Origin of the sequence: Nocardioides sp. (assembly GCF_016462705.1) — a bacterium.
GTDB lineage: Bacteria > Actinomycetota > Actinomycetes > Propionibacteriales > Nocardioidaceae > Nocardioides.
This window is the reverse complement of record NZ_JAEMSS010000168.1, coordinates 1-9,041: the sequence shown is the minus strand read 5'-3', so window position 1 is coordinate 9,041 and position 9,041 is coordinate 1. Positions and strand designations below refer to the sequence as shown.

Annotated in this window: 9 protein-coding genes; 6 read left to right on the top strand and 3 right to left on the bottom strand. The window is 73.6% G+C overall.

The genetic code is table 11. The features are described from left to right. On the bottom strand, window positions 1-1,309 hold a 1,309-nt coding region (gene hutH / locus JHD21_RS17700), incomplete at its 3' end, for a histidine ammonia-lyase (RefSeq protein ID WP_292677852.1). Window positions 1,310-1,470: 161 nt separating this feature from the next. Between hutH and JHD21_RS17695 the strand changes: the two genes are divergently transcribed. Then, window positions 1,471-2,769 carry a choice-of-anchor P family protein gene (locus JHD21_RS17695; protein WP_292677850.1) on the top strand — a complete coding sequence of 433 codons (1,299 nt, stop codon included), beginning with the start codon at window positions 1,471-1,473 and terminating at the stop codon, window positions 2,767-2,769. A 67-nt stretch (window positions 2,770-2,836) separates the two neighbouring features. Further along, complete coding sequence (locus tag JHD21_RS17690; protein ID WP_292677848.1) at window positions 2,837-4,042, top strand: MFS transporter; 1,206 nt, start codon at window positions 2,837-2,839, stop codon at window positions 4,040-4,042. Here JHD21_RS17690 and JHD21_RS17685 read toward each other — a convergent pair. Both JHD21_RS17685 and JHD21_RS17680 read right to left on the bottom strand, forming a co-directional pair. Then, window positions 3,952-4,287 carry a hypothetical protein gene (locus JHD21_RS17685; protein WP_292677846.1) on the bottom strand — a complete coding sequence of 112 codons (336 nt, stop codon included), beginning with the start codon at window positions 4,285-4,287 and terminating at the stop codon, window positions 3,952-3,954. The genes JHD21_RS17690 and JHD21_RS17685 overlap by 91 nt on opposite strands. Continuing rightward, complete coding sequence (locus JHD21_RS17680; RefSeq protein ID WP_292677844.1) at window positions 4,287-4,679, bottom strand: hypothetical protein; 393 nt, start codon at window positions 4,677-4,679, stop codon at window positions 4,287-4,289. The genes JHD21_RS17685 and JHD21_RS17680 overlap by 1 nt, the downstream gene beginning before the upstream one ends. Window positions 4,680-4,831: 152 nt before the next feature. Between JHD21_RS17680 and JHD21_RS17675 the strand changes: the two genes are divergently transcribed. From JHD21_RS17675 to JHD21_RS17660, 4 genes are all read left to right on the top strand, one after another. After that, window positions 4,832-5,470: a response regulator transcription factor gene (locus tag JHD21_RS17675; protein ID WP_292677842.1), complete on the top strand. Its 639-nt coding sequence runs from the start codon at window positions 4,832-4,834 to the stop codon at window positions 5,468-5,470. Beyond that, the gene (locus JHD21_RS17670; RefSeq protein ID WP_292677839.1) at window positions 5,467-7,200 is read left to right on the top strand and encodes a histidine kinase; all 1,734 of its coding nucleotides are present in this window, start codon (window positions 5,467-5,469) and stop codon (window positions 7,198-7,200) included. Before JHD21_RS17675 ends, JHD21_RS17670 begins: the two co-directional genes overlap by 4 nt. A gap of 50 nt (window positions 7,201-7,250) precedes the next feature. Then, a complete protein-coding gene (locus JHD21_RS17665) occupies window positions 7,251-7,727 on the top strand; it encodes a hypothetical protein (RefSeq protein ID WP_292677837.1) in 477 nt (158 codons plus the stop codon). A gap of 173 nt (window positions 7,728-7,900) precedes the next feature. Then, window positions 7,901-8,824 (top strand): DMT family transporter, encoded by a 924-nt coding sequence (locus JHD21_RS17660; protein ID WP_292677835.1) that lies wholly within the window; start codon window positions 7,901-7,903, stop codon window positions 8,822-8,824. Window positions 8,825-9,041: the final 217 nt, after the last annotated feature.

Below are 9,041 nucleotides of genomic sequence, written 5' to 3'. Positions count from 1 at the left end.
GCTTGCGGGCGGCCGACCAGCCCATCGAGACGTGGTCCTCCTGCATGGCGCTGGACGGGATCGAGTCCACTGACGCGGGGACCGCCAGCCGCTTCAGCTCCGAGACGATCGCGGCCTGCGTGTACTGGGCGATCATGTGGCCGCTGTCCACCCCGGGGTCGCCGGCCAGGAACGCCGGGAGCCCGTGGTTGCGGGCCTTGTCGAGGAACCGGTCGGTGCGCCGCTCGCTGATCGACGCGACGTCCGCGGCGATGATCGCCAGGAAGTCGAGCACGTAGCCGACCGGGGCCCCGTGGAAGTTGCCGTTGGACTCGACCCGGCCGTCCTCGGCGAGCACGACCGGGTTGTCGACAGCGCTCGCCAGCTCGCGGCCGGCCACGACCGCCGCGTGCTCGACGGTGTCGCGGGCGGCGCCGTGCACCTGGGGCGAGCAGCGCAGCGAGTAGGCGTCCTGGACCCGGTTGCAGTCCGGGCCCCGGTGCGAGGCGACCACGCCCGAGTCGGCCAGGAGTGCGGCCAGGTTGGCGGCGGAGAGCGCCTGCCCGACCTGCGGCCGGAGTGCCTGGAGGTCGGCGGCGAAGACCCGGTCGGTGCCGAGCTGGCCCTCGACCGACATGGCGGCGGCGATGTCCGCGGTCCGCAGCAGCATCCGCAGGTCGGTGACCGCCAGCGCCAGCATGGCCAGCATCCCGTCGGTGCCGTTGATGAGCGCGAGGCCCTCCTTGGCCGCCAGCTCGACCGGCGCCAGCCCGGCCGCGGCCAGCGCCTCGGCGGCGGGCAGGAGGGCGCCCTCGGCGTCCCGGACCTGTCCCTCACCCATCAGCGCGAGCGCGCAGTGCGCCAGCGGCGCGAGGTCGCCCGAGCACCCCAGGGAGCCGTACTCGTGGACCACCGGGGTGATGCCGTGCGAGAGCAGGCCGGCCAGCAGCTCGGCGGTCTCGCGGCGTACCCCGGTGTGACCGGTCGCGAGCGTCGAGAGCCGCAGCAGCATGAGGCCCCGCGTCACCTCGCGCTCGACCTCCGGCCCGGAGCCGGCGGCGTGCGAGCGGACCAGCGACCGCTGCAGCTGGGCGCGCTGCTCCACGGGGATGTGCCTCGTGGCCAGCGCGCCGAACCCGGTGGAGATCCCGTAGGCCGGGGTGGGCGCGGCGGCGAGTCGCTCGACCACATCTCGGGCGCGGTCGATGGCAGCGAGAGCCTCGTCGGTCAGGCGGACAGCGGCGCCCGTGCGGGCCACCGCCACCACGTCCTCCAGGCCGAGCGGCCCGACGTCGACGTTCACGGTCTCGGGAACCAGGGCCGTCGGCATGGCCCCATCCAACTGCAGCCCCGGCCAGGAGCCAACGTCACCGCGCCACCCCGGCCGCGTAACCCCAGGGGGCATGACGCGTTAGGACTAGACCAGGCGCACAACCCCCCACCTGGTCCGTGTCCCGCCGGACCCAGCCTGGTCGAGCCAAGGAGTCTCATATGCGTTCGCCCTCCCGTCGTCCGTTCCGCACCGCCCTCATCGGCGCGTTGCTGACCGGTTCTCTGGTCGCCACCTCGGCGGCCCTGGTCCCCACGGCCGCAGCCGACGGCTTCGACCGGTCGGTCCACGCCAAGAAGGGCGACCGGACCCCGTTCGCCTTCCGCGCCGTCACCTACGGCTCGCGGGTCCGCGGGGGTGACCTGCCCGTCTCCTCCGGCACCACCAGCTACCAGGGGATCGGGTGCACCAACGTCGCCGGCGTCGACAAGCACAACAGCATCGGCACAGCCGAGCTGCCGAGCCTCGGCCAGGTCTCGGGCGTGAAGACCCGGGCCTGGACCGAGCGCGCCAACGGTGTGCACTCGAGCTACTCCACCCACGAGATCGACCGGATCGTCCTCCACGAGGACAGCTTCGGCCAGCTGGCCATCAAGGGCCTCTCCTCGCTGGCCCGCGCCTACCACGACGCGCAGGGCTTCCACGCCGTGACGGAGACCGCCGTCCAGAGCTTGGTCTACACGCCGACGAACGGCGCCCCGCAGGTGCTGTCGGTGCCGAAGCCCGGACAGCCGGTCATCATCCCGGGCGTCCTCGAGATCCACGTCGGGGTGGAGAAGACCCGCGCCAGCAGCAACCACGCCAAGGCGATCGCCGACGTCCTCGACGTCAAGCTGCTGCCCACCAACACCCGGGTCAAGATCGCCCACACCGCGGCCCAGATCGCCCGCGGCGTCAAGCGCGGCCTGTTCGCCGGCCTCTCGGCCGCGACCGAGGTGCGCGCGCTCAACAACCTGGTGCACAGCGGCCCGCAGCCCCTGACCCGGATGCCCTGCCAGGGCACCCAGGGCAAGGTGAAGGGCAAGGACGTCGCCGCCGTCGACCTGCTGCCCGTCATCGAGGTGGGTGCCGCGTCGACCCGCCAGATGGGCCAGCAGCGTCCGAAGCGGGCCTTCGGCTACGAGGAGGCCCGGATCGCCCAGGTCGACCTCGGCGGTGGCCAGCTGGTGATCACCGGCATCCGCGGCCGCGCCAACGTCGAGCGCACCCGCGAGGGCGTCACGTTCGACTCCAAGGGGACCACGATCGGGAGCGCCACGGTCGACGGCACCGAGTACTCGTTCCCCGAGCTCGACGGCCTGTCCATCCCCGGCCTGGTCCAGATCGACACCAACGTCGTCACCGAGATGAAGAGCGGGCTCGACGTCGTCGCAGTGCGGCTCACGCTCCTCGACGGGAGCGGTGCCGTGATCGACCTCGGCCACGCCCAACTCCTGATCGCCGGCAGCGGACTGAAGTAAGCAAGCCCACAAGCCAGTCCACGAGACCCGCCCGGTTCGGCGCCCCGCAGGGCGTTGAATCGGGCGGGTGACGTCTCAGGCTGAGGCCACCTCGTCCCCGGAGGTCGGTACGACGCGTCGCTGGGCGATGCTGGCGGCCAGCACGCTCGCCCAGGCCGCCGCCGCGGTGATGATCCACGGGCCGGCGTTCCTCATCCCGGCCCTGGTGGCCGACCGGGGCCTCTCCCTCGCCGAGGCCGGTCTCGTGGCCGCTGCCCCGATGGCCGGCGTGACGTGCGCGCTCGTGGCGTGGGGCGTGGTCACCGACCGCCACGGGGAGCGGGTGGTCCTGCTCAGCGGGCTGGTGAGCACCGCGCTGGCCGGGGTCGTGGCCGTGGTGTCGACCAGCGTCGTGCTGCTCGCCGTGAGCCTGTTCGTCGCCGGCCTGGCCGCGGCGAGCACGGGCTCGGCGAGCGGCCGGGTGGTGGTCGGCTGGTTCCCGCCCCGGCGCCGTGGCCTCGCCATGGGGATCCGGCAGACCGCGCAGCCCGCCGGCGTGGGCATCGCGGCCGTGACGATGGCGGTGACCGCGGACCGGCTGGACGCCAACGCGGCGCTGTGGATCCCCGTGGCCGCCTGCGCGGTCGCCGCGCTCACGGTCGCCGTGGTCGTCATCGACCCGCCGCGTCCCGGCGGCGGGGCCGCGGAGGCGCCCAACCCGTACCGCGGCGACCGGTTCCTGGCCCGCGTGCACGGCGTGTCAGTGCTCCTGGTCGTCCCCCAGTTCGTCGTGTGGACGTTCGCGCTGGTCTGGCTGGTGCAGGACCGCGGCTGGTCGCCCGCCGCCGCGGGCGTGGTGGTCGCCGTGGCGCAGGTGGCGGGGGTCGCCGGACGGATCGGGGCCGGGCAGCTCTCCGACGTGGTCGGCAGCCGGATGCGGCCGCTGCGCTGGGTGACCTGGGCCGCGCTGGCGACGATGCTGGCGCTCGGGGTGACCGCCGGGCTCGGCTGGGGCGTCGCCGTCCCGCTCGTCGTGGTGGCCACCATGGTCACCGTCGCCGACAACGGCCTGGCGTTCACCGCGGTCGCCGAGCGGGCCGGACCGTTCTGGTCCGGCCGCGCCCTCGGGCTTCAGAACACCGCGCAGTACCTGACGGCGTCCGCGGTGCCGCCGGTCGCCGCGCTGGCGGTGACCCATGGGAGCTACGCGTGGACGTTCGCGCTCGCGGCCGTGTTCCCGCTGGTCGCGGTCGCTCTCGTGCCGGTGCGCGACGAGCGCGCCCTGACCCAGTGACCGAGGTTCACCAGACCGAAGCCGGCGCCGAGGACCGCCAGCGTCACCACGCCGTAGTCCGCGGGGAACTCCCCCGCCTCGAACGCCGGGTTCGCGCCGCCGCCGAGTGAGTCGAGCGCCAGGTAGAGGGTCTGGAACGTGAACGTCCACAGGTAGGCGACCGCGTAGGTCATGCTCGCGGCGAGCCGGCTGCGGACGAGGTAGCCCAGCGGCAACGCCAGCAGGACGGTGACGACCGCGATCATCAGTCCACCACCGAGGCCGGCCGACGACCGGAGAACATCAGCACGACAGCCACCAGGGTGACCACCACCGAGACGCCCACGAACGCCTTGACCGCCATGGGCACGTCGACGAAGAAGGCGGGCAGGCCGGTGAGCGTGATGACGACGATGGCACCCGCTGCGATCCGGAGGGCGACCGGCGAGCCACGCCAGGCGAGCACGGCCGCCACCAGGGCGACGACGCCCAGCGCGCTGTCGATCACGAGGATGCCGAGCGGCGGGCCCGTCTCGCCGTCGGGAGTGGGGATCAGCACCGACGGGATGTTCGTCAGGCCGTAGAGGGCCGCGACCGCGACGCCGACCTTCTGCTTGGTGGTGAGCCGGGTGACCTCGAGGGCTGTGGTGGTGCTCATGGTGACCTCCAGTGGTGGTGTGAGGCTCCAGGGTCCGGCGGCGGGAGCACCGACTCCCAGAGGATCCCTTCCTCGCGACCTTCCGGCCAGCCCCGACACTGCGGGAACTTCTTCCCAAGCGCCCGGACTCCGCCGCCCGCGATGATGGTGCGGTGCCGATCCGTGTGCTGCTCGCCGACGACCACCCGGTGGTGCGCCGCGGTCTGGCCGCACTGCTCAGCACGCTGGACGGGTTCGAGGTCGTCGGTGAGGCCGCGGACGGTGAGGCGGCCGTCCGCGAGACCCAGCTGACCAGACCGGACGTCGTCCTGATGGACATCCGGATGCCCGGCATCGACGGGGTCGAGGCGACGCGACGGATCCGCCAGGCAGTTCCCGAGGCGGCGGTCCTGGTGCTCACCATGTACGACGAGGACGCGACGGTGTTCACCGCGATGCAGGCGGGGGCGCAGGGCTACCTGCTGAAGGGGGCCGAACAGGAGGAGATCGCCGACGCGATCCGGGCCGTGGCCCGCGGTCAGGCCATCTTCGGCCCCGGGATCGCGGCCCGCCTCCTCGAGCACTTCGCTCACCCGCCCGCCACCGTGGCCCCGTTCCCCGAGCTGACCGCCCGCGAGACCGAGATCCTCGAGCAGCTCGCCCACGGGCGGCGCACCGCCGAGATCGCCCGGACCCTCCACCTGTCCCCCAAGACGGTGAGCAACAACCTCACCACCATCTTCGCCAAGCTCGAGGTCGCCGACCGAACCTCGGCCGTCATCCGCGCCCGGGAGCGCGGCCTGGGCACGTGACCGCCGACGCCGTCGTCTTCACGATCGTCGCGGTGTCCTTCGCTGCAGCCGGCGTGGGCCTCGTGCTGCGTCACCGGTCCTCGCTCGCCGGGGCGCTCATGACGCTTGCGGGGGCGCTGGGCACGGTGTCCATGCTGCTGTTCGTCGCCGACCACGACACCGCCGGCGCCGTCGTCGGCTACGCGTGCGTGTCGCTCGCCGCACCGCTGGCCCTGCTCGCCTACCCCCGGCTTCGCTACCGGCACCCGGTCGACTTCCTCGCCTTGGTGTCCATCGGCGGCTGCGGGGTGGTGACGACGGCCTACGTCGATGTCGGCGTGGCGGGGCTGCTCGGCTTCATTCAGGCCTGCGTCTTCCTCGTCCACACGTGGTGGCGCATCGAGCTGGCCGCCGAGCGGGAGCGCCGCGCGCTCGTCTGGATGGCGCTCGCCGTGTCCGTCTCCGGGCTGGTCTACTTCTTCGCGACGTTCTCGTCGGAGGGAGTCGCGGGCTCCGCGCTGCCCCTCGCGGGTGCCCTCGCGTTCGCGCTCATCGGACCGGCGCTCTACGTCGGCGCGACGCTGCCCGACCTCGTCGACGTGCGCGGGCTGGTCGTGGGCTCGGTCGTCACCTCGTTCGCCCTCATCATCGTGATGGCGGTGTTCATCCTCGAGATCAGTCTCCTCGACGCCCTCGACGCCGGCGAGCTGAACGACGGGGCACTGGCGGCCCTCGCCGCGCTCGCGGCGACGGCGTACCAGCCGACCCGCGTCGTGCTCCGCGGCGTCGTGGACCAGCTCCTCTTCGGCGAGCGTCCCGATCCGCTGGGAGCCGCCTCTGCCATGGTCGACCGGATCTCCGACGACCCGGTCGTCGCGCTGCGCGCCATCCGCGAGGCACTGGTCATCCCGTACGCCGCACTCGTCGTCGATGACGAGACCGTGGCCGCGTCGGGCACCGAGAGCACGCACACCCGGACGCTCGAGCTCGACGGCGCCGGCCGGCTCGTCGTCGGTCTCCGGCCTGGGGACCTGGCGCTGAACCGCGGTGACGAACAGGTCCTCCGCCTTACCGTCCCGCTCCTTGCGCAGACCCTGCGCGCACGGGCACTGGCCGCCGAGGTGGTCGAGTCGCGCGGGCGCACCATCGCCGCGGTCGAGGAGGAACGGAGGCGGCTGAGGCGCGACCTGCACGACGGGCTGGGGCCACGACTGTCCGGGGTCGCGTTCACCTCGGATGCCGCGCGCAACCTGATCCGCACCGATCCCGCGGCGGCCGAGGAGCTCGTGTCCCAGCTTCGCGCGGACACGGTCACCGCGATCGAGGAGATCCGGGCGATGGTCTATGCGATGCGCCCGCCGGCGCTGGACGAGCTGGGCCTGGTGCCGGCGCTGCGCCAGCAGGCCACCGGCCTGCGCAACGGTGCGGGTGAGCAGATCGAGGTGACCATCACCGCTCCCGGGCTGCCAGCGCTCCCCGCGGCGGTGGAGGTGGCGGCCTACCGCATCGTCACCGAGGCGCTGGCCAACGTCGCCAGGCACAGCACCAGTCCGTCCGCGACGGTCCGCCTCGACGCGGAGGGCGACGGCCTGCGTCTGGAGATCTCCGACCTGGGGAACAGCGAGGCCTGGCGGCCAGGGGTCGGGCTGGCCTCCATGCGCGAGCGCGCTGCCGAGCTGGGGGGCACGCTCACCGCGGGCCCCGGCCCGGACGGGGGGGCCGTCACCGCGGTCCTCCCGCTCCTGGCGTGAAGCCGGCGAACCCGGGTACCGGTACTGGCAGTCCTGGAGGGAGGACCTCTATGTCCGAGACAGCAACGATCGTTCTCGTCGTCGTGGTGGTGGCGCTGCTGCTGGCGGCCGTCGCAGCAGTCCTGATGCGCAAGCGCGCCCAGGAGCGGCGCGCCCACGAGGCGGGCCAGCTCAGGGACGTCGCCGTGACGCACACCCACGAGGTCACCGAGGCCGAGCGGGAGGCGCGACTCAGGGACGCCGAGGCCGAGATCGCCCGGGCCGAGGCCGAGCGGGCCGAGGCGGAGGCCGCCCGGGCCCGGCAGGGTCTCGCCCAGACCGAGGCCGCCCGCGAGCACCTCGTCCGCGAGGCCGACCGGATCGACCCGCGGGTCGACACCACGCAGGACGGCTACGCACCGACGGACCCGGCGGCCGAGCGCACGGCCGACGCGACCCCCGACCGGACCACGGGCACGGCCACCGACCCGGGCACGCAGACGGCGCCCAGCGACGGTCGGCACCGCGAGACCCCGCCCCGCACCTGAAATCACTCGCCTGAGGTCACCCGGACACGACATGATGACCGGGTGACCTCTCCTGTGCGTGGCGTGCTGCCGCCTCCGGTCGTCTGACCGGAGCCCTCGCCGCACGCCGCGGCGTGCTCCAGACGCGTCCCGGGGCCTCGTGGCCCTCCCGACCACTCATCCGGAGCACTGTCATGCCCGTCCACTCCCGCCTGGGCCTCGTCCAGGTCAGCCTCGCCGGCGTCCTCTGGGGCACCGGCGGCCTCGGCGTCCAGATCATCCGCGAGCACGAACCGATGTCGGTGCTCACCATCAGTGCCTGGCGGATGGGGGTGGCGGCCCTGGTCCTCGTGGCCGCCGTCGCCCTGTTCCGCCAGGGCGGCGACCTCGTCCGGCTGCTGCGCGACCGCCCCGGGCCGGCCATCCTCGCGGGCGTCGCCACCGGCGCCTACCAGGCGCTCTACTTCGGGTCCGTCGTGTCGGTCGGGGTCACCGTGGCGACCGTGGTCAGCCTCGGGCTGGCCCCCGTGCTGGTGACCGCGGTCCACGTCGTCCGGCACCGCCGGCTCCCAGGGCAGGGGACCCTGGTCGTCCTGGTGCTGGCCATCACGGGCCTGGTGCTGGTCAGCTCGACGGCAGGTCTCGGGGAGACCGGCCCGCGACCGGTCCTCGGCGTCGTCCTCGCCGCCCTCAGCGGCACGACGTACGCCCTGACGACGCTGGTCGCCGAGGCCGTCGCGGCCACCACGACTCCCCTCGCGCTGACCGCCGTCGCCACCGGGGCGGGAGCGCTGGCGCTGCTGCCGCTGGGGCTGTTCGGCGCCCGGGGCGACGCGCCCCTGGTGACGACGGACCCGGTCGCGGTGGCCACCCTCGCCTACCTGGGCGTCTTCACGATGGCGCTCGCCTACGGCCTGCTGTACGCCGGCCTGCGCACCACGTCCGGCAGCGCGGCGGTCATCGCCTCGCTGCTCGAACCGGTCACGGCGGCCGTCGTCGCCGCGATCGTGCTCGACGAGCGCCTGGGCGTGGCAGGCGTCGCGGGCACGCTCCTGATCCTGGCCGCGGTCGCCGGGCTGGGCCGGACGGAGCGGACACCGGTGCCGCCGCCGGCCTGACTCCGTCGCCTTCGGTCGAGGGGCCGCCCCGGGGCCCGTCTGAGGGCTGGGCGTGGTGCCCGCGCGCGTAGCCGATCGAGTCTCGGCGTCACCATGATCGCGTCCGTGGCTAGCGCATGGATCGCACGCCCCTGGTGCGTGCGGATCGCGCGCTTGTTGCGCCCGCTCCGGAAAAGAAGCGGACGTACGTTTCTTTTTCAGATCGGCCCCCGCGGGC